This is a genomic window from Streptomyces sp. NPDC090045 (assembly GCF_044747975.1).
In the GTDB taxonomy this organism is placed as follows: Bacteria; Actinomycetota; Actinomycetes; order Streptomycetales; family Streptomycetaceae; genus Streptomyces.
Window position 1 is genome coordinate 345,512 of record NZ_JBIVFA010000005.1, and the last position, 24,913, is coordinate 370,424.

The window sequence follows — 24,913 nt, forward strand, 5'->3', positions numbered from 1 at the left end:
CACCGCCCTTACGCGTTGCTTAAAGTGATGCGGATCAACTCATCGGTTGATCGGGGGGTTCGGGGGGATCGGGGAGGCCGATGAACAGCGCGACCGAGGTGTTCGAGCCGCTGCACGCGGAGGATCCGCGGACCGTCGCCGGATACCGTCTCGCGGCCCGGCTCGGTGCGGGCGGCATGGGCCGGGTCTACCTCTCGCACACCCCGGGCGGCCGACCGGTGGCGATCAAGGTGGTCCGGCCGGAGCTGGCCGAAGACCCCCAGTTCCGGCGGCGGTTCCGCCGCGAGGTGGTGGCGGCCCGGCGCGTCCGGGGGGCGTACACCGCCGAGGTCATCGACGCCGACGCGGACGCGGTCCCGCCGTGGCTGGCCACCCTGTACGTACCCGGGCCCTCCCTGTCGGAGGCCGTCGCCCGGCGCGGACCGCTGCCGGTGCCCGCGCTCCTGTGGCTGGTGGCGGGCATCGCCGAGGCCCTGCAGGCCATCCACGCCGAGGGCGTCGTGCACCGGGACCTCAAGCCGTCGAACGTGCTGCTGGCCGCCGACGGGCCCCGGGTCATCGACTTCGGCATCTCGACGGCGTCCGACACCACCGCGCCCACGGCCACGGGCAGCACCATCGGCACGCCCCAGTACATGGCGCCCGAGCAGGCGATGGCGGGCGAGACCACACCCGCCACCGACGTCTTCGCGCTGGGGCAGACGGTGGCGTACGCGGCACTGGGCGAGCCGCTGTACGGCACCGGTCCGTCCATGACCGTGCTGTTCCGGATCGTCCACTCCGAGCCAGACCTGTCCCGGCTGCCGGAGCAGCTGCAGCCGCTGCTCGCCCGGTGCCTGGCCTCCGACCCGGAGGAGCGGGCCACCCCGACGGAGATCGTGGAGTGGTGCCGGCAGCAGCTGGGCGAGGACGCCGACGACACGAGCGGCGGCAGCCCGGCCGTCTGGCGGGAGGTGCTGGGGCCGGAGGTGAAGGTCCCGGATCCGGCCCCGCAGCCCGTCACGGGGCACGAGACGCCGATGGTCTGGGGGCCCAAGCCGCGGACGCCGGAGGAGCGGCGCAAGGGCCGCCGGCGTGCCGTCGCGGGCGTCACCGTGGCGGTGACGGTGGGAGCGCTCGTGCTGGGCGGCCTGGCCTGGACGGTCAAGGAATCCGCGAAGCGGATGTTCGAAAGGGAGGCGTCCGCGGCCAAGTCCCCGGGCCCGGCGGTGTCGGCCTCGGGCGCGGCCGGGTCAGCCGGCTCCGCCGGGTCAGCAGGCTCGGCCGGCTCGGCCACCACGCCCAGCCCGAGCGCGTCCCAGCCGCCCAAGGCGAACCCGTACCCCCAGATGCGGCTGAACGACGAGCAGACCTCGATCACCCTGGGGGAACCGCTCGTACGCCAGGACCGCAGCGGAGAGATACGCATGAGCTGCAAGAGGAGCATCTGCAGCCTGGAGAGCGACACCGCCACGATCATCATGCTGTACGGCGGGACGCAGGGGTCCCTCGACTCGTGCCGTTCCACGCTGGCGCTCACGACCGACCGGAGCTGGACACTGGCCGGGGCGGCGGGCGGCAGCCAGTTCTGCATCAGGAACAAGGCGGGGGACGTCGGGCTGCTCGTGCTCGTGCACAAGTCGACCGCGGACGTGGCGGGGATGCCCCAGTGGATTTCCGGGGACTTGACCGTCTGGCGACAGGCGATGCCCGCCACCTGACGATCGGCCCCCGTCGGCTCAGAGCCCCGCGCCGCCCGTCGCGTCGACCACCCGCCCCGTCACCCACCGCGCGTCCTCGGAAGCCAGGAATCCGACGATGTCGGCGATGTCCTCGGGGCGGCCGACCCGGCCGAGCGCGGCGAGCGAGGCGGCGTGCGCCTCGGCCTCGGCGTTGCCGCGCAGCCAGCCGGCGTTGACGTCGGTGTCGACGATGCCGGGTGCGACGGAGTTCACGGTGATCCCGCGGGGGCCGAGGGCCTTCGCCAGGTTGAGCGTGAGGGTGTCGAGCGCGCCCTTGGTCGCCCCGTAGGCGAGGATCTCGGGCATCGCGATCCGGGCGGCGCCGCTGGAGATGTTGATGACCCGGCCCCCGTCGCGCAGCCGCCCGAGGGCCTCCTGCACCACGAAGAACGGCGCCCGTACGTTCACGGCGAAGACCCGGTCGAAGTCCTCCTCGGCGACCTGGCCGAGCGGAACAGGCATGCCAATGCCGGCGTTGTTGACGATGATGTCGACCCCGTCGAGCCCCAGCGCGTCGTACGCCGCCCAGAGCGCGGCGGCGTCGCCGTGGTGCCCGAGCTCCGCGTGGAGCGCGTGGGCCCGGCCGCCGTCCTTGGTGATCCGCTCCACGGTCTCGCGGGCCGCCGCTTCGTCGTTCGCGTACGTCAGCACGACGGTGGCCCCGTCGGCGGCGAGCCGCTCGGCGATGGCCCGGCCGATTCCCCTGCTGCCGCCCGTGACCAGCGCGTTCTTGTTGCCCATGGGTCCCCCCAATTCCGTAATGATCACTACAGAAATACGGTAACACGATGTCTGTAACGAGCACTACAGAAACTTGAAGCCCGGGCTAGCCGCGTGCGGCCTCGATGAAGGCGCGGATCAACTCCGGCGACTTCACCCCGCGTTCGCGCTCCACCCCGCTGGACACGTCCACCCCCCAGGCCCCGGTCACCTCGACCGCCTCCCGCACGTTGCCCGGGTTCAGCCCGCCGGCCAGCAGCCACCGCCCCTCGGGTGCGGCGAAGTCCGCGGAGCCCCAGTTCCACGGCTTGCCGGAGCCCGGGTCGGGGGCGTCGAGCAGGAGCAGGTCCTCTCCGTACTCGCCGCAGCGCTTCACGTGCTCGGCGGTGGCCCGCAACAGCGTCCGGCCCTCGGCGCGCAGCGCCGCGAAGTCCTCGGGACCCTCCTCGCCGTGCAGCTGCACTCCCCGTACGCCGCTCTCCTCGGCGAACCGGCGCACCTCCTCGACCGTCTGCCCCCGGAACACCCCGACGGTGAGCACCGAGTCCGGCACCCGCGCGGCGAGCTCCCGCGCGGTGGCGGCGTCGACGGTGCGCGGGCTGCCTGGCGCGAAGACGAAGCCCACGGCATCGGCCCCGGCCGCCACCGCGGCATCGACGTCCGGCGCGGTCTTGAGCCCGCAGATCTTGACGAAGAGATCAGCCATGCGCCCAGCCTATGCCGACCCGGGCCGCCCCGGGCCGCGTCAGCGGCCCACCTGCACGGGACCCAGCACCGACCCGCCGATCCCGGCCGCGAGATGGGCCGCGCCCACCTCGTCGGCGTACCCGAAGTGCACGTAGACCGTGTGCCGGCCGTCGGGATGCTCCTCGTTGACGTGGAGTTCCACCCGCTGGTTCGTCGGGTCCTGCGATCCGGACGGGGTCTCGGGGACGAACGGCCAGGCTCCGTACCAGAGCATCGTGGCCGCCCCACCGCCCAGCGCACGCAGGAAGGCCTCCTCGACGGGGCCCGGAGCCGCGTACGCGTCGACGGTCAGCGGCAGTTCGGCCGCCAGCTCCCGGTCGTCGCGGGGCAGTTCGGTGCCCACGAACCAGACGTCCCGGTCCCAGTCGTACGACGGCTGGAACAGGCCCGCCGGAAGGAGCACCGCCAGCCCCCGGGCCTCCTCCACGGTCTCCGCCTGCGCGCACAGCCACATCTCCGCATCGAGCGGCCTCATCCGCGCGCACAGCAGGCGGGCCCGCCGGTACGCCTCGGCGAGGTCGTCGGTCCGGAACACGGGGTAGGCCCTCGAACTCCCCATCGCCTACAGACCCGACTCCGGCTCGCCCAGCACGCTGCCGCCGATCGCGGCGGCGAGCCGCTCGGCGCGGCCCAGATCGCCGAACTTGGTGACGTGGACGTAGACGGTGTGGACCCCGCTGACCTTCCGGGACCACTCGCACTCGTCACTGTTGAGAACCAGCTGCACCCCGTCGTACTTGGGCGAGCCGTACGAGCCCAGCTCGGGCTCGTCGGGCCAGCAGCCCTCCCAGCCGATGGACGCGGGGCCGGCGCCCACCGCGCGGACGAACTCCTCCTCGGCCACCGCGGCCGGCAGTTCCGTGGAGACGAAGTCGAGGGGGACCGCCGCCTCCAGCTCCGCGTCGGTCGCCGTCCGCACGTCCCCCTCGTAATAGAGGAACTCGCCCGTCTCCGGATGCGTGCGCATCTCGGTGTAGTCGTAGCCCGCGTCCGGCAGCAGCGCCGCCATCCGCCGCACGTCCGCCACCGTGCCCAGCTCGGCCCCCACCCGCACCTCCTGGTACCGCCGGGCCAGCAGCCCGCACAGCACCCGCGCCTTGGCATACGCCTCGACGGGATCGGTGGTGCGGTGAACGGGGTACGCGACGGAGTTGCCCATGGCCGTACGCTCACACGCCCACCCCCACCCCGGCCAGCGGTTTTACCCGCCGCCCGGTGGTGGCCGGGAGAACGCCCGAGGGCGGCACCCCCCGTGGGGGGTGCCGCCCTCGTTCGAGAACAGCCGATCAACCGGTGGCCGGAGCCAGGGGTCGATCAGAAGTCCATGTCGCCGCCCGGCATGCCGCCCGGGGCGCCGGCGCCGGCCTTCTCGGGCTTGTCGGCGATGACGGCCTCGGTGGTGAGGAACAGCGCGGCGATGGACGCGGCGTTCTGCAGGGCAGAGCGCGTGACCTTCGCCGGGTCGATGATGCCCTCGGCGATCATGTCGACGTACTCGCCGGTCGCGGCGTTCAGGCCGTGACCGATCGGAAGGTTGCGCACCTTCTCGACGACGACGCCACCCTCGAGACCACCGTTGACGGCGATCTGCTTCAGCGGGGCCTCCAGGGCGAGCTTCACGGCGTTGGCGCCGGTCGCCTCGTCACCCTCGAGCTCCAGCTTCTCGAAGACCGCGGAGGCCTGCAGCAGGGCCACGCCGCCACCGGCGACGATGCCCTCCTCGACGGCCGCCTTCGCGTTGCGAACGGCGTCCTCGATGCGGTGCTTGCGCTCCTTGAGCTCGACCTCGGTCGCGGCACCGGCCTTGATGACGGCCACGCCGCCGGCCAGCTTCGCGAGGCGCTCCTGGAGCTTCTCGCGGTCGTAGTCCGAGTCGGAGTTCTCGATCTCGGCGCGGATCTGGTTCACGCGACCGGCGACCTGGTCGCTGTCACCGGCACCGTCGACGATGGTGGTCTCGTCCTTGGTGATGACGACCTTGCGGGCGCGGCCGAGCAGGTCGAGACCGGCGTTCTCCAGCTTGAGGCCGACCTCCTCGGAGATGACCGTGCCGCCCGTGAGGATGGCGATGTCACCGAGCATGGCCTTGCGGCGGTCACCGAAGCCCGGGGCCTTGACGGCGACGGACTTGAAGGTGCCACGGATCTTGTTGACGACGAGGGTGGAGAGCGCCTCGCCCTCGACGTCCTCGGCGATGATCAGCAGCGGCTTGCCGGACTGCATGACCTTCTCCAGGAGCGGCAGCAGGTCCTTGACCGAGCCGATCTTGGAGTTGACGATCAGGATGTACGGGTCGTCGAGGGACGACTCCATGCGCTCCATGTCGGTGGCGAAGTACGCCGAGATGTAGCCCTTGTCGAAGCGCATGCCCTCGGTGAGCTCGAGCTCCAGACCGAAGGTCTGCGACTCCTCGACGGTGATGACGCCTTCCTTGCCGACCTTGTCCATGGCCTCGGCGATGAGCTCGCCGATCTGGGTGTCGGCGGCGGAGATGGAGGCCGTGGAAGCGATCTGCTCCTTGGTCTCGACATCCTTGGCCTGGGCGAGCAGGGCGGCGGAGACGGCCTCGACGGCCTTCTCGATACCACGCTTGAGGGCCATCGGGTTGGCACCGGCGGCCACGTTGCGCAGGCCCTCGCGGACGAGCGCCTGGGCCAGCACGGTGGCGGTGGTCGTACCGTCGCCCGCGACGTCGTCCGTCTTCTTGGCGACTTCCTTGACCAGCTCGGCGCCGATCTTCTCGTACGGGTCCTCGAGCTCGATCTCCTTGGCGATGGAGACACCATCGTTGGTGATCGTGGGGGCGCCCCACTTCTTCTCAAGGACGACGTTGCGACCCTTGGGGCCAAGGGTGACCTTGACGGCGTCGGCGAGCTGGTTCATGCCTCGCTCGAGACCGCGCCGGGCCTCCTCGTTGAACGCAATGATCTTGGCCATCTGAAGTGGTCCTCCCGGACAGCGGTGGATTGCTCCGGACCGCGCCCGCGCCCGCGACGGACGGCCTGAGTGCCCGGCGGTTCCTTCCCGCCGGACCCTGCGGGCCTCACCGACCCGGTCCTCGTTCAGTAGCACTCTCACCGGGAGAGTGCTAACGCCAATGATTAGCACTCGACCCCCTCGAGTGCAAGCGAGTCGGGAGAACGCCCCGCCACTACCGGGCACAGCCCGGGTACACACACGAGGGGCCCGCATCCCGTGTCCAGGATGTGGGCCCCTCGTGTGGTCGTGCAGGTCTTCGTTGAACACTGTGCGTCGGTGGTCGATCGCTCCAGGACTAGCCGAGCGCGAGCTTGACCATGTCCGCCTGCGGACCCTTCTGGCCCTGCGAGATCTCGAACTCGACCCGCTGACCCTCTTCAAGGGTGCGGTATCCGTCCATCTGGATGGCGCTGTAGTGGACGAACACATCCGCACCACCGTCGACCGCGATGAAGCCGTAGCCCTTCTCCGCGTTGAACCACTTGACGGTGCCCTGAGCCATGCCTAACTCCCCTATTACTGGCCCTTGCGCGGGAACGCACTTCGCGTTCCCGGGTCAGAACTTGCGTCGGAACGCGTCGACCGAGGCTGAATGTATCTGCGCGAGTGCTGTCTGCAACAGGTCAATCCGACGAGAATTCTGGACACAGGAAAACATTGAAATAGAGTGAAAATTTGCCATACTCCAGGGCAACTCGGGCCCGACATATCTCGCCAAAGCCCCATACCGCACTTGCATGTTGACCCGATGTCGACCCTCACGCGACCCGTTCATATGCAGCGGGCAAGTCCGGCGGAGGGGACTTCCCCAACTCTACCGCGCCCAATCAAGCAGAATTGCCCCCTCCGCTTTTAGCGGAGGGGGCAATTTCGGTTTGCGCGTGTCACCTATCAGGTGACAAAGAGGCCGAGAGGGCCGAGAGGGTCAGCAACCGCCCGCGACGGCCGGGATGATCGAGACGCCGGCGCCGTCCGGCGTCTTCGCCTCCAGCCCGCCCTCGAAGCGCACGTCGTCGTCGTTGACGTAGACGTTCACGAAACGGCGCAGCTTGCCCTGGTCGTCCAGGACGCGCGCGGCGATGCCCGGGTGGCTCGCCTCCAGGGACTGGATGACCTCGGCGAGGGTCGCGCCCTCGGCGGGCACCTCGGCCTGGCCGCCGGTGTAGGTGCGCAGGATGGTGGGGATGCGGACGTTGACGCTCATGGCGCTACTGCCTTTCCGGTAGAGCAGGGGGAGGTGGTCAGGCCAGGCCGGCGGCGCGGAACGCGTCCAGGCTCGGGCGGATGGTGGCGGTCTGCCCGCTCTCCGCGGCCACCGCCTCCAGGGTCTTGAGGCCGTCGCCGGTGTTGAGGACGACGGTGGTCAGCGTCGGGTCGAGCTGCCCGTTCTCGATCAGCTTCTTCGTCACGCCGACGGTCACGCCGCCCGCGGTCTCGGCGAAGATGCCCTCGGTCTGCGCGAGGATCTTGATGGCCTCGACGACCTGCTCGTCGTTCACGTCCTCGACGAAGCCGCCGGTGCGGCGGGCGATGTCCAGGACGTACGGGCCGTCCGCCGGGTTGCCGATCGCGAGGGACTTGGCGATGGTGTTCGGCTTCTGCGGGCGGACCACGTCGTGACCGGCCTTGAAGGCGGTCGACACCGGGGAGCAGCCCTCGGCCTGGGCACCGAAGATCTTGTACGGCTTGTCCTCGACGAGGCCGAGCTTGATCAGCTCCTGCAGACCCTTGTCGATCTTCGTCAGCTGCGAGCCGGACGCGATCGGGATCACGAGCTGGTCGGGCAGCTGCCAGCCGAGCTGCTCGCAGATCTCGTACGCGAGGGTCTTGGAGCCCTCTCCGTAGTACGGGCGCAGGTTGACGTTGACGAAGCCCCAGCCCTCGCCCAGCGGGTCGCCGATGAGCTCGGAGCAGAAGCGGTTGACGTCGTCGTAGTTGCCCTCGATGCCGACCAGGTCGCCGCCGTACACACCGGCCATGACGACCTTGCCCTGCTCCAGGTCGTGCGGGATGAACACGCAGGAGCGGAAGCCGGCCCGGGCGGCCGCGGCGCCGACGGCGCCGGCCAGGTTGCCAGTGGAGGAGCAGGAGAGGGTGGTGAAACCGAAGGCGCGGGCGGCCTCGACGGCGATGGCCACGACGCGGTCCTTGAAGGAGTGCGTCGGGTTGCCGGAGTCGTCCTTGACGTAGAGCTTGCCGGTGACGCCGAGCTCCTTGGCCAGGTTGGCGGCGTCCACGAGCTTGGTGAAGCCCGGGTTCAGGCTCGGCTTGGAGGCCACGTCCGCGGGGACGGGCAGCAGCGGGGCGTAGCGCCAGATGTTGTTCGGGCCGGCCTCGATCGCGGCGCGCAGGGCCTCGGGGTCACCGGTGGGGAGGTCGTAGGCGACTTCCAGCGGTCCGAAGCACTCGGCGCACGCGAAGATGGGGCCGAGTTCGAAGCGGGTACCGCACTCGCGACAGGAAAGACCGTTGGCAGGTCCGAGATCGACAGAGGTGGCGACAGTCTGTGCAGCCATGATGGCGAGGCCCTTTCTCCTCATCTTCCCCATGGCGCGCTTCGCCATGAGACGGAATTGGCACCTTCCCTAGCCGGGGACCTCGCTGACGTCGCTGACGAGCGATCGCGAGAACCGACTGGAGGGTTGCCGGGGCTTCAACGGGCCGTGTCCCTCTGCCCCTCTGGATGAGCGGTATGGCACCGGCACACGCGCTCTGTGGCGCGCCGGTGCGTTTGTGCGCGGGGACCCCCGGCATGCGGTGGTCCTTCGCGTTGTTCAAGACTGTAACCGAAGGGCCGGGCGGTTGAGACAGCCGTCCGAACCGCGAGATGGATCTCATAACGGCCGATAACGCCGACAAGCAGGGAGTGCTGAGGGTGCTGGAAGAGGTGGAGCGCTGGCTGGCAGACCGCTCCTGGTCAGCCGCCGACCGACCGCTCGACCAGCTGCTCGACCGGAAACGGGCGGCCGGGACCACGGTCAGCGTGGTGCTGCCCGCGCTGGACGAGGAGGCGACGGTCGGCGCGATCGTCGAGGTCATCCGGCGCGAGCTGATCGAGGGACTGCCGTTCCCCCTGGTGGACGAGCTGATCGTGATCGACTCGGGCTCGACCGACCGTACGGCGGAGGTCGCGGCGAAGGCCGGAGCGCGCGTGGTGCACCGCGACGAGATCCTGCCGAGGATCCCGGCGCTGCCCGGCAAGGGCGAGGTGCTGTGGCGCTCGCTGCTGGCCACCAGCGGGGACATCGTCTGCTTCGTCGACGCCGACCTGCGGGACTTCTCCTCCTCCTTCGTCTCCGGGATCGTCGGACCGCTGCTGACCGAACCGGACGTGCAGTTCGTCAAGGCCATGTACGACCGCCCGCTCGGCGACGCCCCCGGCCAGGGCGGCCGGGTCACGGAACTGGTCGCCCGCCCCCTGCTCAACCTGCACTGGCCGCAGCTGGCCGGCTTCGTCCAGCCGCTGGGCGGCGAGTACGCCGTGCGCCGCTCCCTGCTGGAGCGGCTGCCGTTCCCCGTCGGGTACGGGGTCGAGCTGGGCCTGCTGGTCGACGCGCTGCACACGGTCGGGCTGGACGCGCTCGCCCAGGTGGACGTGGGCGTACGCGTCCACCGCCACCAGGGCGGGCAGGCGCTCGGCCGGATGGCCGCGGCGATCTACCGCACCGCCCTGCTGCGGCTGTCGCGCGGGCATCTCGTACGGCCGGAGCTGACGCAGTTCGAGCGGGGGCCGGAGGGCTTCGTTCCGCGGACGTACCCGGTGGACACCGAGGAGCGGCCGCCGATGCTCGGCGTCAAGGAGTACGCGCTGCGCCGCGTGGCGTGACGTCGGCCTGGAAAGTTTGAGCGAGTGCGGGCCGGGCTAGGTTCGCCGCATGGCTTCTCAGGTACTCGTCGCCGCCAACCGCGGCCCCCTCTCCTACTCGATCGATGCCGAAGGCGGCCTCACGGCCCGGCGCGGCGGGGGCGGCCTCGTCTCCGGGCTCTCCGCGGCGCTCGCGGAGCAGCCGAACGCGCTGTGGATCTGCGCGGCACTGTCGGAGGCGGACCGGGAGGCGGTCCGCCGGGGGGTGACCGAGCCGGGCGTCCGGATGCTGGACATCGATCCCACGGTGTACGACGCCGCCTACAACGGCATCGCCAATTCCGTGCTCTGGTTCACCCACCACCACCTCTACGACGTCCCGCGCGAGCCGGTCTTCGACGCGGAGTTCCGGAGGCGGTGGGCCGCGTACGTCACGTACAACGAGGCCTTCGCGCGCGCCCTCGCCCAGGAGGCGGCGGAAGGGGCCCGTGTCCTGGTGCAGGACTACCACCTGGCGCTGGTCCCCGGTCAGTTGCGGGCGCTGCGGCCGGACCTGCGGATCGGGCACTTCACGCACACGCCGTGGGCCTCGTGGGAGTTCATGAACATGATCCCGGACGACATCCAGAGCCAGCTGGTGTGGGGGATGCTCGGCGCGGACCGGCTGGGCTTCCACACGGCGCGGTGGGCGGGCAACTTCGCCGGCGGCGCGAACAGGGACGACCTGGACGGCATCGCGCAGGCGTACTTCCCGGCCGGGCACCCGGAGCGCGGGGTGTGGCACCGCCGGGCGGACCCGGACGGGCAGGGCTACGCGAAGCGCCGGTTCACCGAGGTGACCGCGTACCCCCTCGGGGTGGACGCGGACGAACTGCGGGCGCTGGCGCACCGGCCGGAGGTGGACGAGAAGCTGGCGCAGCTGCGGGCGGAGGTCGGCGATCGCAAGACGATCGCCCGGGTGGACCGGACCGAGCTGTCGAAGAACATCCTGCGGGGGCTGCTGGCGTACCGGGAGCTGCTGACGGTCCACCCGGAGTGGCGCGGCCGGGTCGTCCACCTGGCGTCGGCGTACCCGTCCCGGCAGGACCTGGCGGTGTACCGGGCGTACACGGAGTCGGTGCGGGAGCTGGCGGCGGAGATCAACGAGGAGTTCGGGACGGCGGACTGGCAGCCGGTGCTGGTGTCGGTGCAGGACGACTTCGCGCGGTCGCTGGCGGTGTACCGGATGGCGGACGTGGCGCTGGTGAACCCGGTGCGGGACGGGATGAACCTGGTCGCGAAGGAGATCCCGGTGGTGTCGGAGGCGGGGTGCGCGCTGGTGCTGTCCACCGGGGCGGGGGCGTACGAGGAGCTCCGGGCGGACGCGCTGACGGTGAACCCGTACGACGTGTCGGCGACGGCGGAGGCGTTGCACGCGGCGCTGTCCATGCCGGACGCCGAGCGTGCGGAGCGCACGAAGCGCCTGGCCGCCGCCGCCACGGCCCTCCCCCCGGCCGCCTGGTTCGCAGCCCAACTCACCGACCTGCTCCCCTGAGCCAACCCGGCTGGATTTTGCGCGGAGCGCCCTTCCTCGCCCTCCGGGGGGGGAAGTCGCAGGCTGACGCCGGCCAAATCCAGCCCCGCCGGCGTTTGAGGCGCGGGGTTCGGGGCGGAGCCCCGGTCTTTTAGCCTCGCCGGCGTTTGAGGCGCGGGGGTCCGGGGGCTGGCCCCCGCAACGGCGCCGCGGGCGAAAGCCAAGTGTTCGGCGCCCGCGCCGCTGCTGGGGCTCCGCCCCAGACCCCGCTCCTCAAACGCCGGAGGGGCTGGATTTTGGCCGGCGTTTGAGGCGATCTTTCAGCCCGTCCGGCGTTTGAGGACCGGGGTTCGGGGCGGAGCCCCGGTATTTCAGCTTCGGGCGGCCTTGGCCAAAGCGGTCAGGAAGGTGACCACCTCGGCGGGGCCGGAGAGGACTAGGTCGGCTCGGGAGGCCAGTTCGGGGACTTCGGCCGAGCCGCTGCACAGCAGGAGGCCCGGGAGGCCGTCGGCCCGGCGCTTTTCGACCGCCGAGTACGCCGCCAGGTCCCCCAGGTCGTCGCCCGCGTACAGCACCGCCTCCGCGTCCCGCTCCGCCAGGAACTCCGTCAGGGCGACGCCCTTGTCCATGCCCGGGGGCCGGAGCTCCAGGACCGCCCGGCCCGGCTCGACCATCAGCCCGTGCCGCGCCGCCAGCTCCGCCAGGGGCTCGCGCAGGGCCGCGAAGGCCGCCGCGGGATCCGCGGCCCGCCGGGTGTGCACGGCCAGCGCCCGGCCCTTCTCCTCGATCCAGGTGCCCCGCCAGGCCCCGATGGAGTCCAGGAACCCCGGCAGCTCGGCCCGTACCGCCGCCACCCCGGGGTGCTCGGCCGGGGCGTGCACGATCCCGGTGACCGCGTCCCAGCGCTCCGCGCCGTAGTGGCCGAGGACGACGAGGTGTTCCAGTCCGGGGACGCCGGCGAAGCCCCCGTAGCGGACGGCGACGCCCGCCGGCCGCCCGGTGATCACGGCGACCGAGGCGACCTCGGGGGCGAGCGCGGAGAGGGCCGGGACGGCTCCCGGGTGGGCTCTGGCCTGGTCCGGGTCCGGGACGATGTCGGCGAGGGTGCCGTCGAAGTCCAGGGCGACCACGGACCGGCGGGGTGCGCGGAGCAGGGCTTCGAGTCCCTCGCGTCCGGCTGCGGTGACGGGCATCGGCAAGTCGTGCGGATGGCTCCCCATACGGACGACCCTAACGGCCCGGCCCGGCCACGGCTATGGCACGGGCGGGGGGCTATCGCCGGGCCCGCTGGGCCTCGCGGATCCGCCGCAGCCGGTTGACCGTGCCCGGTGCGTGGGCCAGCGCCCGCGGGTCGTCCATCAGTGCGTTGAGCAGCTGGTAGTAGCGGACCGGGGTCATCCCCAGTCCTTCCCGTATCGCCCGTTCCTTGGCTCCGGGCCCGGGCCAGGTGCGTCCCTCGTAGGCGAGCACCGCGGCCTCCGTGGCCGTCAGCTGCCCGTCGTCCGTCATACGGCCAGATTAACGCCGCCCTCCGACAGAGCCGTGCCCGCTCTGCCGGAGGGCGGCGCCTCGCCGCGTCAGTGCGGGTCCGAGGCCCGTGCCGTCGTGGCGATGTCCTCCAGGACCTTCGCCGGCTGTCCGCCCGGCTGGACGCTCTTGCCGATGTTCTGCTTGATGTCCTCGCTGACGTCCGCCCAGGACTTCTTGCCGACCGGGTACAGCCGCGAGCCGGGCAAGGCCGTCAGGAAGGGCTTCAGCTTGGCCGCCTGGCCGCCGGTGGCGGCCTGCTTGGCCTGGTAGCCGCTGGTGGTGGCCGGCAGCAGGTCGTACTGGTCCGTGAAGGCCGCCACGTTCTTCGGCTGGTACATGAAGTCCAGGAACTTCCCGGACTGCGCGCGGTGGCCGTTCTTGAAGGCCATGACCCAGTCCGCGACGCCCATGGCGGGCTCCGCGGACCCGGTGGCGGTCGGCAGCGGCACCATGCCGAACTTCACGCCCTTGGCCTCGGCCTGCTTCATCAGCGACGGGTGTCCGTTGAGCATGCCGACCTCGCCCTTGGTGAAGGCGTCGAAGGCGGCCTGGCGGTCCAGCTTCCCCGGTTCGACGGGCCCGGTCAGCCCCTGGCCGACCATCTTGTCCCGCAGGAACTCCAGCGCCTTGACGTTGTCGGCGGAGTCGATCGAGTAGGACTCCTCGTTGTCGGTGTAGCCGCCACCGCCCGAGAGCATCCACATCATCGTCTCGGCCTGCGCCTCCTCGCGGCCCAGCGGCAGCGCGAAGGGGGTGGGCACGCCCGCGCCCTTGAGCTTCTTGGCCGCCGCCTCCAGGTCCGCCCAGCTCTTCGGCTGCCAGCCGGCCTTGGCGTCCTTGCCGATCACGCCCGCGTCGGCCAGCAGCTTCTCGTTGTAGAAGAGCAGCCGGGTGCTGGACACGAAGGGCAGCCCGTACTGGACCTGCTTGACCTTGCCCGCGTCCGCGAGCGGTGCGAGGAAGTCGGCCTCGGTCTTCACCGAGAGCAGCTCCGATGCCGAGTACAGCTTGCCGGCGGCCGCGTAGTCGGCGTAGGCGCCGATCTGGGCGATGTCGGGGGCCTTGCCGGCCTTGACCATGTCGGCGACCTTGGCGTCGACCTCGGACCACGAGTAGACGGAGACCTCGACCTTGACGCCCGGGTTGTCCTTCTCGAAGCCGTCGGCGAGGCCCTTCCAGTACCCGGCCGAGGAGTTCTGCGGATTGTCCCCGTAGTCGGCCGCCACGACCCGCAGGGTCACCTCGTTGTCTCCGGTGAGTCCGCCGAGGGCTCCGCAGCCCGTCAGCGTCACGGCAGTCAGGCACAGCGCGGCGCCGGACGCGGCCAGGCTCAGGTAACGGCCCTTCACAGTTCTCGATCCACCCCTTGTTGTACGTACGATCCACGTAAGGTCTACACCACTTTGGCGGCTCGTCCACATCCGGATCCCGACCAGGGCCCGGATTTTGTATGGCCACTCAACAATCCCTCCCAATGGACTAGACCTTTCCCCGCCGAGCACGCGAGACTGTCTCTGTGAAACCCGTGAAACACGTCATCGCCCTCGATGTGGGCGGCACCGGGATGAAGGCTGCCCTCGTCGCCGAGGACGGCACCCTGCTCCACGAAGCGCGCCGGGCCACCGGCCGCGAGCGGGGCCCCGACGCCGTCGTCGAGACGATCCAGGACTTCGCCGCCGAGCTGCTCGACACCGGCCGGGAACGCTTCGGACGGACCGCCTCCGCCGCCGGGGTCGCCGTCCCGGGCATCGTCGACGCCGACCACGGGATCGCCGTCTACGCGGCGAACCTGGGCTGGCGCGACGTGCCGATGCGCACCCTGCTCAGCAGCCGCCTCGGCGGCATCCCGGTGGCCCTCGGACACGACGTGCGCACGGGCGGACTCGCGGAGGGCCGCATCGGCGCCGGCCGCGGCGCCGACCGCTTCCTCTTCGTCCCCCTCGGCACCGGCATCGCCGGCGCCATCGGCATCGCCGGCCGCATCGAGGCCGGCGCCCACGGCTACGCGGGCGAGATCGGGCACATCGTGGTACGCCCGGGCGGCCCGGCCTGCGGCTGCGGCCAGCACGGCTGTCTGGAGACCCTCGCCTCCGCCGCCGCGGTCAGCCGTGCCTGGGCGGCGGCCGCCGGCGACCCCGGGGCCGACGCCGCGGACTGCGCCAAGGCCGTCGAGTCCGGCGACGCGCGCGCCCGGGAGGTCTGGCTGGCCGCCGTCGGCGCCCTCGCCGACGGGCTGGTCACGGCGATCACCCTGCTGGACCCGCGCACGCTGATCATCGGTGGCGGGCTGGCCGAGGCGGGGGAAACCTTGTTCACACCACTACGGACGGCCGTGGAGGAGCGCGTGACGTTCCAGCGGCTCCCCCACATCGTGCCGGCGGCCCTCGGGGACACCGCCGGCTGCCTGGGCGCAGGGCTGCTCGCCTGGGACCTACTCGCCACGGAGGTACCTGCCTGATGTCCGGAAGCGCACACAGCACTGTTCTCTCCGGCGCCAGGGTGGTGCTGCCCACCGGAACCGTGGCCAACGGCCGGGTCATCGTCGACGGCGACCGCATCGCCGGCAGCGCCCACGAGGGCTCGCGGACCGTGGACCTGTCCGGGCACTGGATCGTCCCCGGCTTCGTGGACATGCACAACCACGGCGGCGGCGGCGCCTCCTTCACCTCCGGCACCGCCGAGGACGTCCTCCGAGGGGTCCGCACCCACCGCGAGCACGGCACCACCACCCTGATCGCCTCCACCGTCACCGGCGACCTGGACGAACTGGCCCGGCGCGCCGGGCTGCTCGCCGAGCTCACGCAGCAGGGCGAGATCGCGGGCATCCACTTCGAGGGGCCGTTCATCAACCCCTGCCGCAAGGGCGCGCACAAGGAGGACCTGCTCCGCGACCCCGACCCGGCCGAGGTCCGCAAGCTGATCGACGCCGCGCACGGCACCGCCCGCATGTTCACCCTCGCCACCGAACTCCCGGGCGGCCTGGACTCCGTACGGCTGCTGGCCGAGCACGGGGTGATCGCCGCGATCGGGCACACGGACGCCACGTACGAGCAGACGCGCGCCGCCATCGACGCGGGTGCGACCGTGGCCACCCACCTCTTCAACGCGATGCCGCCCCTCGCCCACCGCGAACCCGGCCCGATCGCCGCGCTGCTGGAGGACGAGCGGATCACCGTCGAGCTGATCAACGACGGCACCCACCTGCACCCGGCCGCCCTGGAACTGGCCTTCCACCACGCGGGCGCGCACCGCGTGGCCCTGATCACCGACGCGATGGACGCCGCCGGCTTCGGCGACGGGACCTACCACCTCGGCCCGCTGGAGGTCGAAGTCAAGAAGGGTGTGGCCCGGCTCGTGGAGGGCGGTTCCATCGCCGGCTCCACGCTGACCCTGGACACCGCCTTCAAGCGCTCGGTGACCCTCGACAAGCTGCCGGTGGAGTCCGTGGTCCAGGCGATCTCCGCCAACCCGGCCAAGCTCATCGGCCTGTACGACGAGATCGGCTCGCTGGAGCCCGGCAAGTACGCGGACCTCGTCGTCCTCGACGCCGCCTTCGACGTCAAGGGCGTCATGCGGCGCGGCGAATGGGTCGTCAGCCCGCCCGCCCAGGCCTCGATCTGACGGCCGAGCGGCTGTAAGGACCGAGGCGGCCGACCCTAGGACTGGGCCGACCGCCTCGGGTTTGGCATGATCCCGGCAGCAACAGACCCGGGGGTGCCCATGATCCTGACCGTGACGCTCAACACCGCACTCGACGTCACGTACCGCGTGCCGAGGCTGCTCCCGCACGCCTCGCACCGGGTCGCCGCCGTCACCGAACGTCCCGGCGGCAAGGGGATCAACGTCGCCCGCGTGCTGGCCGCGCTCGGCCACGAGGTGACGGCGACGGGCTTCACGGGCGGCCCGGTGGGCTCCGTCGTACGCGAACTGCTCGCGCGCTCCCCGCGGGTTACGGACGCCCTGGTGCCCTGCGCGGACGGCAGCCGCCGCACCCTGGCCGTGGTCGACGAGTCCTCCGGCGACACCACCCAGTTCAACGAGCCGGGTCCGGTGATCACGCCCGCCGAATGGTCCCGGTTCCTCGCGCAGTACGGGGAACTGGTCCGCGGCGCCCGCGCCGTGGCCCTGTGCGGCAGCCTCCCGCCGGGCGTGCCGGTCGGCGCGTACGCGGTCCTCGTACGGGCGGCCCGCGCGGCCGGGGTCCCCGTCCTCCTGGACACCAGCGGCGAGGCCCTGCGCCGCGGGGTCGCGGCCCGGCCCGAGATCATCAAGCCGAACGCCGCCGAGCTGGCCGAGCTCACCGGGTCCCGCGACCCGCTGCCGGCCACCCGCGACGCCCGCCGCCGGGGCGCGCACGCCGTGGTCACCTCGCTGGGCCCGGACGGCCTGCTGGCCGCCACCGCCGAGGGCACCTGGCAGGCGGCCCCGCCGCGCGGGCTGTCCGGCAACCCCACCGGAGCCGGCGACTCCGCCGTCGCCGGCCTGCTGTCGGCCCTGGTGGAGGGCGCGGACTGGCCGGACCGCCTCACCCGCGCGGTCGCCCTGTCCGCGGCCACGGTCGCGGCCCCGACGGCGGGGGAGTTCGACCCCGGCGTCTACGAGGAGCTGCGGCACGCCGTACGTGTCACCGACGGCGGCTGACGGCCCGGCAGCTTCGACCGCCCGGTCCACGTCTCCGCCGCCGGCCAGTGCGTCGAGCTCAGCGGCCGGCAGGCCCCGCGCACAACGGAATCAGGCTCTGCCGCATGCGCGGCAGAGCCTGATTCGTTCCGGGGGCGTCCGTCCCCGCCGTCAGCGCCTGACGTGTCCCGAAGCCAGCTCCAGCTGGTCGAAGACGGCGTCGCACTGGTTGCCGGGCTCGCACGAGATCTTCATCGCGTTCGTGCCCTTCTTGAGGGTGATGAACGCGAAGGTGCGCGTCCAGCCCTTGTCCCAGGCACCGTCCGCCGCCTTGGCGAAGTTGGACAGGTTCAGCGACTGGTTGGGGCTCTGCCCGTTGACCGTGAGGGTCGCCTTGCCGTCCTTGCCGGGAACGCCGTAGTTGACGAACAGCGTGTACTCGCCCGCCTCCGGCACGTCCACCGTCCAGGTGAGCGCCGCACCCGTCTGGTTGAAGCCGGCGACGTACTGGCCGCCCGAGCTCTTCGAACCGGGCACCGTGTTCTCCAGCCGCGCACCACCGGTCAGCACCATGCCCGCTCCGGCCGCCTCGCCCTTCGGCAGCGGCGCCTGCGAGGGCTTCGGGCTGCTCGGGGCCGGGCTGGCCGGGTTCTGGGGGGCCGCCGACTGCTGGCCGCCGTCCGCGACGGGCTCCTTCTTGTCCTTGTCCTTGTCGCCGAAGGCCACGGCGGCGCCGATGCCGATCACGACGGCGCCGACCACCGCGACCGCGGCGATCAGCAGACCGCGACGGCTGGAGCCGCCGCCACCGCCGTGGCCGCCGTGCCCGCCGGGGGGCGCGATCGTCTGGGTCTGGTGCTGCGGGGCCTGCGGCTGCTGCGGAACGCCGTAGCCGCCCGCCTGGAGTGCCTCCGGGGCCTGGTACTGGGCCTGGTAGGAGGGCTGCTGCGCGGGCACCTGGCCGCGCTGGCCGCCGTTGCGGCGGTCGCCGACCGTCCGCACCTGGTGGTGCGAGGTGCGGGGGACGCCCGGCTGCGCTCCGGGGTGACCTCCGGCCGACGCCCCGGGATAGCCGTATCCACCGCCCGACGTGGGCGGGGTGGCTCCGGCCGCCTGGCCATCCTCGTAGAGGTAGCCGAACGGATCGTCGTCCTCGGGCTTGTTCGCCCCACCGTGCGGGCCGTTGTTCGCGGGCGTCGTCATCGCAGGTCACTCCTTTCGACCCCCGGGAGCCTACCCCGAACAGGTGCGCCCACGGGCGACAGACCGGCTCAGCCGGCCCTGCGGTGGGCCTTGGAACGGGACCGCTTCTCGATGTACATCCGCTGGTCGGCGGAGCGCAGCACCTCGTCCGCGGACATCCCGCAGCTCGCCCAGCCGATGCCGAAACTGGCTCCGACACGGACCGCACGGCCGTCGACCCGGATCGGCGGGATGATCGCGTTGCGCAGCCGGACGGCGAGATCGGCGGCGTCCGCCGCACCCAGACCGTCGGCGAGGACGACGAATTCGTCACCACCCAGCCGAGCGACGGTGTCACCGTCCCTGACGCCCGTCGTCAGCCGCCGGGCGACCTCGATCAGGACCGCGTCGCCCGTGTGGTGCCCGAACCGGTCGTTGATCGACTTGAAGCCGTCGAGGTCGCAGAAGAGCACCGCGAGCCCCTTCGTCCCGTCGTCGATGTCGGTCGCGGGCGCCACCGTGTGCACGTGGTGGTCATAGGGGCCGTCCGCCGCCGTGGCCGGCGCCCCGGGGAACTCGAAGGGATCGGCCCCCGTGTACCGGTCGGGTCCGTCGGACTGAAAGCCGTGCTCACCGGCACCACCCGCCTCCGCACGCACCTCGTAGCCGTCGTGCACCGCCCGCCCGTCGTGCCCGTCGCGCCCCTCGAAGGCCGCGTCCAGGGCCTCGACCGCGGTGGCGCGCACGGACTGTGGCCTGCGGCACAGCCGCGCGCCGAGCCGGGACCGCAGCTCGGCGCTGTTCGGCAGGCCGGTCAGCGAGTCGTGGCTGGCCCGGTGGGCGAGCTGGAGCTCGTGCCGCTTGCGCTCCTCGATGTCCTCGACGTGCGTGAGGAGGAACCGGGGCCCGTCGGCGGCGTCGGCGACGACGGAGTTGCGCAGCGAGACCCATACATACGTGCCGTCGCGCCGGCCCAGGCGCAGCTCGGCGCGTCCGCCCTCGGCAGAGGTGCGCAGCAGGGTGCCGATGTCCTCGGGGTGGACCAGGTCGGAGAAGGAGTAGCGGCGCAGTACGGAGGCCGGCCGGCCGAGCAGCCGGCACAGCGCGTCATTGGTCCGCAGCAGCCGGCCGTGCTGGTCCCCGCCCATCTCGGCGATGGCCATCCCGCTGGGCGCGTACTCGAAGGCCTGCCGGAAGGACTCCTCGCTGGCGCGCAGTGCCTGCTGTTCACGCTCCAGCCGCACGAGGGCCCGCTGCATGTTCGCGCGCAGCCGTGCATTGCTGATCGCAATCGCGGCCTGGAAGGCGTACATCTGGAGGGCTTCGCGGCCCCAGGCGCCGGGCCGGCGGCCGTTGCGCGGTCTGTCCACCGAAATGACACCCAGAAGTTCCCCGCCGGACGCGTACATGGGTGCGTAGAGCCGGTCCTCGGGGTGCCACTCGTCCTCGAAGCGCGGATCGGGCCCGTCGGTGTGCCACTGGGGGACGTCGTCCTCCAGGAGGACCCAGCCCTCGGTGTGCGGGATGAACCTGAGCCCGTCCCAGTTCTCACCCATCGTCAGACGGCGTTCCCAGGAGGCGCGGGAGCCGACGCGGCCGGTGATGAGGGCCTCCGCGGCGGGGTCTCCGGCGAAGGCGGCGACGACCAGATCGCCGTCAGGGCGTACGAGGTTGACACAGGCGAGTTCGTAGCCGAGGCCCACGACGATGCCGTCCACGACGGTCTGCAGAGTGTCCGCCAGGCTCCTGGCCGTATTGAGATCGGCCACCACCCGGTGCAGCTGCCGCAGGGTCGCAAGACGGACGTACGGCTCCGACTCGGTCTCCATTGCTCGCTCTCCCCGAGACCTCGACAGCAACTCCAGGTTTGTCATCGGCGTTTCGTTGCGGTGTCCCGTCCACTGAATCACAGTGAGCTGTGCGGCAGGTACACAGGGTCAACAAATCTTGCCCTCTGTGACTCAAGTCACATGAGATGAATATCGGTGCGTGGTGGGGCTCGTGACGACTGGGAGCGCTCCCCCACATTCCCGAGAGCAAACGATACGCCCGGGCCTAGGCCAAGGGGCGGGGGCGCGACTCGGACCAGGGCCCGATGTGCGGCGCGAAGGGCGAGATTAGCGTTCCACCGTGCTGAAGACGACCCCTGTGCCCCGCCCGCCCCACGGAAACCCGCATGCTGAGGGAGTGAGCAATGACGAGTTCCGGGCCGCGATGTCCCGGCTGGCGGCGGGCGTGTGCCTGATCACCGCGCACGAGACCCCCCTGGCGGCCGACGGCCCGCGCGGCGAGGACGTCGGCATGACGGCGACCGCCTTCATGTCCGTGTCCCTGGACCCGCCGCTGGTCCTGGTGAGCCTGCGCGAGGGATCCCGGATGGACGACCTGCTCGAGGAGCAGCCCCTGTGGGCGGTCTCGGTCCTCGCCGACCACCAGCTCCAGGTCGCGGGCCGCTTCGCGATGAAGGGCCGGATCAGCGACCGGCTGCTCTTCGCGGACCTGCCGTACGTACGCGGCGAGGCCTCCGGCGCCCCCCTGCTGACCGGCGCCCTGGCCACCCTGGAGTGCCGCACCGAGAACCGCGTCGAGGCGGGCGACCACACCCTGGTCATCGGCCGCGTCCTGACGGCGGCCCTGCCCTCCCCGGACCACCAGCCCCTGACCTACTTCCGCGGCCGCTACCGGCACCTGGGCCAGTAGGCCGGGGCCGGCCGCGGCGGCTACCAGTCGCGTCCGGTGCGGCCCCGCTTGGTCTCGGCGCGCGCCTTCTTCTCCCGCAGCCGCCGCTCGTTGATACCCCGGGGGATCTTCGTCGCCCGCCGCTGCCTCGGCGGCGGGGCCGTCGCCTCCGCCAGCAGCGAAGCCAGCCGGACCAGCGCCATCTCCCGGTTGCGGAACTGCGAGCGGTGCTCGGAGGCCCGTACGGTCACCACCCCGCCCACCAGTCGGGACGCCAGCTGCTCCAGCGCCCGTTCCTTCCACACGTCCGGCAGCGCCTTCGTCGCCGCCAGGTCGAACATCAGCTCCACCCGCGAGTCGGAGGTGTTGACGTGCTGCCCGCCGGGCCCGGAGGAGCGCGAGAAGCGCCAGGCGAGCTCGCCCTCGGGGAGCACGACCGAACCGCGGATGACATAAGGACCAGGCATGCCCCCTATGATCCGTGCCCGCCCCGCCTCCGTCACTCAGATTTCCCGGCGGGAACCCGACAGGCCTCTCGTCGCGTTATAGGGAGCAGCGGTAGTTTGACCGCCTGTACGTGCATGTTCGATGAGGAAAGGGACATTCCCATGGCTGTCAGCCTGTCCAAGGGCGGCAACGTCTCGCTCACGAAGGAGGCCCCCGGCCTTGCTGCCGTCACGGTCGGCCTCGGCTGGGACGTCCGTACGACGACCGGTGTCGACTTCGACCTCGACGCCTCGGCCATCGCGGTCAACCCGACCGGCAAGGTCGTCTCCGACGGCCACTTCGTCTTCTTCAACAACAAGTCCACCCCGGACCAGACCATCGTCCACACCGGTGACAACCGCACCGGCGAGGGCGCGGGCGACGACGAGGCCATCAACGTCAACCTCGCCGGCCTGCCGGCCGACGTGGACAAGATCGTCTTCCCGGTCTCCATCTACGACGCCGAGACCCGCAGCCAGAACTTCGGCCAGGTCCGCAACGCGTACATCCGCGTCGTGAACCAGGCCGGCGGCGCCGAGATCGCCCGCTACGACCTCTCCGAGGACGCGGCGACCGAGACCGCCATGGTCTTCGGCGAGCTCTACCGCAGCGGCGCCGAGTGGAAGTTCCGCGCGGTCGGCCAGGGCTACGCCTCCGGCCTCACCGGCATCGCGCAGGACTTCGGCGTCAACGTCTGAGTCCCGCAGCTCCGGTAACCCCGGCCGCTCCGGTCGTCCGGTCGTCCGGTCGGTCCGGTCGTCCGGTTGCTCCGGTCGATCCGGTGATCAGCCCCTGCAGATGAGGCGCTGATCGCCGGGCGGACACCAGCGCCGGCGAAGCCCCCTCCCGGCCGTCCGGGGAGGGGGCTTCGCTACCGTTCGGTAGGTGATCCTCCAACCGCTCGTCCCCGTCGACGGCGCCCTCCCGGGCCCGGTCCTCACCGAGATCGCCGCCCTCTACTCGACGAACCACGCGTTCTTCGAACTCAGCGGCGACTTCCCCGACCCGGACCGCATCACCGTCGAACAGGTCGCGGCCGCCCTCGCCGACGAACTCGCCCATGACGGCGCCGAGGTCCTCCTCGCCCGTTCCGCCGGCCGCCTCGTCGGCCTGGCCGCCACCCTGGCCCACCACCCGGACCCGGCCTCCGCCGGCACCGACCCGTGGATCGGCCTGCTGCTCATCGACGCCACCGCGCACCGCGAGGGTTACGGCCGCGCCGTGGCCACCCTGGTCGAGAACCGCTTCCGCGCCGCCAGACGCACGGGCGTGCAGATCGCCGTACTGGACAACAACCCCAAGGCCCTCGCCTTCTGGCAGTCCCAGGGGTACGCCGAACTGCGCCGGGCCAAGGACCGCGAGCTCGGCCGCGACTGCACGGTGCTGCGCAAGCCGCTCGAAGCCCCGTAGAAGACGGGCCGGTTACTTGGGGGCGGCAGGCTGCTTGGGGCGGCCCTCGCCGTACAGCCAGACGTCCCAGACCTTCTTCAGGTCGTGGCCCGTCTTCTCCTGCGCGTAGGCGGTGAAGTCGGCCGTGCTCGCGTTCCCGTGCCGGTGGTCCGCGGCCCAGCCGCGCACCAGGGCGAAGAACTTCTCGTCGCCCACCTCCTGGCGGATCCGGTGCAGGACCATCGCACCGCGGTAGTACACCGGTTGGTCCGAGATCTGATCGGGCCCGGGCGGGGAGGCCGGCGGGAAGGCGTCCCAGTCGGAGTCGGCCTCCTCGTCCACGGACGTGTCACCGGCCAGGAACGCCTCGAAGTGCCGCTGGGCGGTGGGCCCGCCGTGGTCCTCGGCCCACAGCCACTCGGCGTAGGTCGCGAAGCCCTCGTTGAGCCACATGTCCTTCCAGGACTTCGGCGACACCGAGTTGCCGAACCACTGGTGGGCGAGCTCGTGCAAGACGAGCTCCTCGCTCTCCAGGGGACCGGAGAAGACGGGCTTGGTCTGGGTCTCCAGCGCGTAGCCGAGGCTCCCGGCCGGCAGCACGACCGCGCCCGCCGTGCTGAAGGGGTACGGGCCGAACCGGCCGTTGCCCCACTCCACCATCTCCGGCAGCCGCGCGAGCGTGCCCGCGCTCGCGGCCGCCTCCCCGGGCGCCACGGCGTTGTAGAAGGCGGTCCCCGACGGCGTCCGCCCCGTCGTCACCTTGTACGGGCCGACGACGGCCGTGGCCAGATAGCTCGCCATCGGCTCCGGGCTGTGCCACGCGAACGCGGTCCGCCCGTCCGGGCCTTCGGTGCGGGAGCGCAGCTCCCCGTTGGACACGGCCTCGTAGCCGCGCGGAACGGTGAGCGTGATGTCGTAGGTGGCCTTGTCACTGGGGTGGTGGTTGCCCGGGAACCAGGTCATCGACCCGACCGGCTCACCGACGCCGACCGCGCCGGCCCGCGCGTCCGCGCCGGCGGGTGCGTCCACGCCGGCGGCTCCGCCCCCGCCGTCCTCGGTGGTGATCCACCCCTCCTTGGACCCGTCCGCATCCGTGAGGGCCTTCGGCTTCCCGCCGTACTCGATTTCCGTACGGAAGACCTCGCCCTTCTTGAGGTCCTCGGCCGGGCGCACGGTCAGCTCGTTGCCGGTCCGGTTGTACCGGGCGCCGACGCCCTGCACGGTCACGCCCTCGACCTTCAGGCCGCTGAGGTCGAGGTTGAAGGAGCTGAGCCCCTGCTCGGCGCGGGCGGTGATGACGGCCGTGCCGTGCAGCTCGCCGTCGGCGGGGTCGTAGTCCAGGTCCAGCGCGTAGTGGTCGACCTGGTAGCCGCCGTTGCCGGCCTTGGGGAAGTACGGGTCGCGCAGCCCCGACGCGCCCGGCCGCCCCTGCACCGTGCCCCCCGTACACGCCGTGGTGAGGGCGAGGAGGGAGGCGACGGCAGGGACGGCCAGACGGGAGAGCGCACGGAGTTCCACGCACTCGATCCTAGGCGGGCTGCC

24 protein-coding genes and 1 riboswitch are annotated in these 24,913 nt (G+C 71.7%); of the genes, 9 read left to right on the forward strand and 15 right to left on the reverse strand.

What is annotated here, in order from left to right; translation table 11 throughout:
- Positions 1 to 80 precede the first annotated feature (80 nt).
- Positions 81 to 1,700 carry a serine/threonine-protein kinase gene (locus ACIPYQ_RS16980; protein ID WP_401251604.1) on the forward strand — a complete coding sequence of 540 codons (1,620 nt, stop codon included), beginning with the start codon at positions 81 to 83 and terminating at the stop codon, positions 1,698 to 1,700.
- An 18-nt stretch (positions 1,701 to 1,718) separates the two neighbouring features.
- Here ACIPYQ_RS16980 and ACIPYQ_RS16985 read toward each other — a convergent pair whose 3' ends face one another.
- The 8 genes from ACIPYQ_RS16985 to thrC all read right to left on the reverse strand — a co-directional run bounded on the left by ACIPYQ_RS16985 (position 1,719) and on the right by thrC (position 8,683).
- A complete protein-coding gene (locus ACIPYQ_RS16985) occupies positions 1,719 to 2,462 on the reverse strand; it encodes an SDR family oxidoreductase (RefSeq protein WP_401251607.1) in 744 nt (247 codons plus the stop codon).
- Positions 2,463 to 2,547: 85 nt separating this feature from the next.
- A complete protein-coding gene (locus ACIPYQ_RS16990; protein WP_401251610.1) occupies positions 2,548 to 3,147 on the reverse strand; it encodes a phosphoribosylanthranilate isomerase in 600 nt (199 codons plus the stop codon).
- Positions 3,148 to 3,186: 39 nt separating this feature from the next.
- A complete protein-coding gene (locus ACIPYQ_RS16995) occupies positions 3,187 to 3,723 on the reverse strand; it encodes a hypothetical protein (protein WP_401251613.1) in 537 nt (178 codons plus the stop codon).
- Positions 3,724 to 3,750: 27 nt separating this feature from the next.
- Entirely contained in the window at positions 3,751 to 4,347 is a 597-nt protein-coding gene (locus ACIPYQ_RS17000) for a hypothetical protein (protein WP_401251616.1), read from the reverse strand.
- Between the two features lie 155 nt (positions 4,348 to 4,502).
- On the reverse strand, positions 4,503 to 6,125 hold the full coding sequence (groL, locus tag ACIPYQ_RS17005; protein WP_362815150.1) for a chaperonin GroEL: 1,623 nt from the start codon (positions 6,123 to 6,125) through the stop codon (positions 4,503 to 4,505).
- 337 nt (positions 6,126 to 6,462) lie between these two features.
- On the reverse strand, positions 6,463 to 6,669 hold the full coding sequence (locus tag ACIPYQ_RS17010) for a cold-shock protein (RefSeq protein WP_030009783.1): 207 nt from the start codon (positions 6,667 to 6,669) through the stop codon (positions 6,463 to 6,465).
- A gap of 423 nt (positions 6,670 to 7,092) precedes the next feature.
- Positions 7,093 to 7,371, reverse strand: coding sequence for a MoaD/ThiS family protein (locus tag ACIPYQ_RS17015; RefSeq protein ID WP_030718872.1), 279 nt, complete (start codon positions 7,369 to 7,371; stop codon positions 7,093 to 7,095).
- Between the two features lie 37 nt (positions 7,372 to 7,408).
- Positions 7,409 to 8,683 carry a threonine synthase gene (gene thrC / locus ACIPYQ_RS17020; protein ID WP_327414713.1) on the reverse strand — a complete coding sequence of 425 codons (1,275 nt, stop codon included), beginning with the start codon at positions 8,681 to 8,683 and terminating at the stop codon, positions 7,409 to 7,411.
- Positions 8,684 to 8,700: 17 nt separating this feature from the next.
- Positions 8,701 to 8,857, reverse strand: a riboswitch (SAM riboswitch).
- Positions 8,858 to 9,042: 185 nt separating this feature from the next.
- Here thrC and ACIPYQ_RS17025 point away from each other — a divergent pair.
- Both ACIPYQ_RS17025 and ACIPYQ_RS17030 read left to right on the forward strand, forming a co-directional pair.
- Positions 9,043 to 9,993, forward strand: coding sequence for a glucosyl-3-phosphoglycerate synthase (locus ACIPYQ_RS17025; RefSeq protein ID WP_361759220.1), 951 nt, complete (start codon positions 9,043 to 9,045; stop codon positions 9,991 to 9,993).
- A gap of 49 nt (positions 9,994 to 10,042) precedes the next feature.
- Positions 10,043 to 11,506, forward strand: a complete 1,464-nt coding sequence (locus ACIPYQ_RS17030; protein ID WP_401251622.1) for a trehalose-6-phosphate synthase — start codon at positions 10,043 to 10,045, stop codon at positions 11,504 to 11,506.
- A 350-nt stretch (positions 11,507 to 11,856) separates the two neighbouring features.
- Here ACIPYQ_RS17030 and otsB read toward each other — a convergent pair whose 3' ends face one another.
- The 3 genes from otsB to ACIPYQ_RS17045 form a co-directional block, all read right to left on the reverse strand.
- The gene (gene otsB / locus ACIPYQ_RS17035; RefSeq protein WP_401251625.1) at positions 11,857 to 12,705 is read right to left on the reverse strand and encodes a trehalose-phosphatase; all 849 of its coding nucleotides are present in this window, start codon (positions 12,703 to 12,705) and stop codon (positions 11,857 to 11,859) included.
- Between the two features lie 52 nt (positions 12,706 to 12,757).
- Positions 12,758 to 12,994, reverse strand: a complete 237-nt coding sequence (locus ACIPYQ_RS17040) for a DUF3263 domain-containing protein (RefSeq protein ID WP_037924728.1) — start codon at positions 12,992 to 12,994, stop codon at positions 12,758 to 12,760.
- Positions 12,995 to 13,062: 68 nt separating this feature from the next.
- Complete coding sequence (locus ACIPYQ_RS17045; RefSeq protein WP_401251867.1) at positions 13,063 to 14,349, reverse strand: extracellular solute-binding protein; 1,287 nt, start codon at positions 14,347 to 14,349, stop codon at positions 13,063 to 13,065.
- 191 nt (positions 14,350 to 14,540) lie between these two features.
- On the opposite strand from ACIPYQ_RS17045, the gene ACIPYQ_RS17050 reads away from it, so the two are divergent.
- From ACIPYQ_RS17050 to ACIPYQ_RS17060, 3 genes are all read left to right on the forward strand, one after another.
- Positions 14,541 to 15,473, forward strand: coding sequence for an ROK family protein (locus ACIPYQ_RS17050; RefSeq protein ID WP_401251870.1), 933 nt, complete (start codon positions 14,541 to 14,543; stop codon positions 15,471 to 15,473).
- A complete protein-coding gene (gene nagA, locus ACIPYQ_RS17055; RefSeq protein ID WP_401251628.1) occupies positions 15,473 to 16,636 on the forward strand; it encodes an N-acetylglucosamine-6-phosphate deacetylase in 1,164 nt (387 codons plus the stop codon). The genes ACIPYQ_RS17050 and nagA overlap by 1 nt, the downstream gene beginning before the upstream one ends.
- 99 nt (positions 16,637 to 16,735) lie before the next feature.
- Positions 16,736 to 17,656 (forward strand): 1-phosphofructokinase family hexose kinase, encoded by a 921-nt coding sequence (locus ACIPYQ_RS17060; protein WP_401251631.1) that lies wholly within the window; start codon positions 16,736 to 16,738, stop codon positions 17,654 to 17,656.
- Positions 17,657 to 17,806: 150 nt separating this feature from the next.
- On the opposite strand, the gene ACIPYQ_RS17065 is transcribed toward ACIPYQ_RS17060, so the two are convergent.
- Positions 17,807 to 18,838: a CBM35 domain-containing protein gene (locus ACIPYQ_RS17065; RefSeq protein WP_401251634.1), complete on the reverse strand. Its 1,032-nt coding sequence runs from the start codon at positions 18,836 to 18,838 to the stop codon at positions 17,807 to 17,809.
- A gap of 68 nt (positions 18,839 to 18,906) precedes the next feature.
- Complete coding sequence (cdgB, locus tag ACIPYQ_RS17070) at positions 18,907 to 20,646, reverse strand: diguanylate cyclase CdgB (protein ID WP_401251637.1); 1,740 nt, start codon at positions 20,644 to 20,646, stop codon at positions 18,907 to 18,909.
- Positions 20,647 to 20,947: 301 nt separating this feature from the next.
- Here cdgB and ACIPYQ_RS17075 point away from each other — a divergent pair, with 301 nt between their 5' ends.
- Positions 20,948 to 21,517, forward strand: coding sequence for a flavin reductase family protein (locus ACIPYQ_RS17075; protein ID WP_401251640.1), 570 nt, complete (start codon positions 20,948 to 20,950; stop codon positions 21,515 to 21,517).
- Between the two features lie 20 nt (positions 21,518 to 21,537).
- Here the strand turns inward: ACIPYQ_RS17075 and arfB are convergent, their stop codons facing one another.
- Positions 21,538 to 21,963 (reverse strand): alternative ribosome rescue aminoacyl-tRNA hydrolase ArfB, encoded by a 426-nt coding sequence (gene arfB, locus ACIPYQ_RS17080; protein ID WP_401251643.1) that lies wholly within the window; start codon positions 21,961 to 21,963, stop codon positions 21,538 to 21,540.
- A 141-nt stretch (positions 21,964 to 22,104) separates the two neighbouring features.
- On the opposite strand from arfB, the gene ACIPYQ_RS17085 reads away from it, so the two are divergent.
- Together ACIPYQ_RS17085 and ACIPYQ_RS17090 are read left to right on the forward strand one after the other, a co-directional pair.
- The gene (locus tag ACIPYQ_RS17085) at positions 22,105 to 22,680 is read left to right on the forward strand and encodes a TerD family protein (protein ID WP_361759035.1); all 576 of its coding nucleotides are present in this window, start codon (positions 22,105 to 22,107) and stop codon (positions 22,678 to 22,680) included.
- Positions 22,681 to 22,867: 187 nt separating this feature from the next.
- On the forward strand, positions 22,868 to 23,392 hold the full coding sequence (locus ACIPYQ_RS17090) for a GNAT family N-acetyltransferase (protein ID WP_401251646.1): 525 nt from the start codon (positions 22,868 to 22,870) through the stop codon (positions 23,390 to 23,392).
- 12 nt (positions 23,393 to 23,404) lie between these two features.
- Here the strand turns inward: ACIPYQ_RS17090 and ACIPYQ_RS17095 are convergent, their stop codons facing one another.
- A complete protein-coding gene (locus ACIPYQ_RS17095) occupies positions 23,405 to 24,889 on the reverse strand; it encodes a M1 family metallopeptidase (protein ID WP_401251649.1) in 1,485 nt (494 codons plus the stop codon).
- Positions 24,890 to 24,913: the final 24 nt, after the last annotated feature.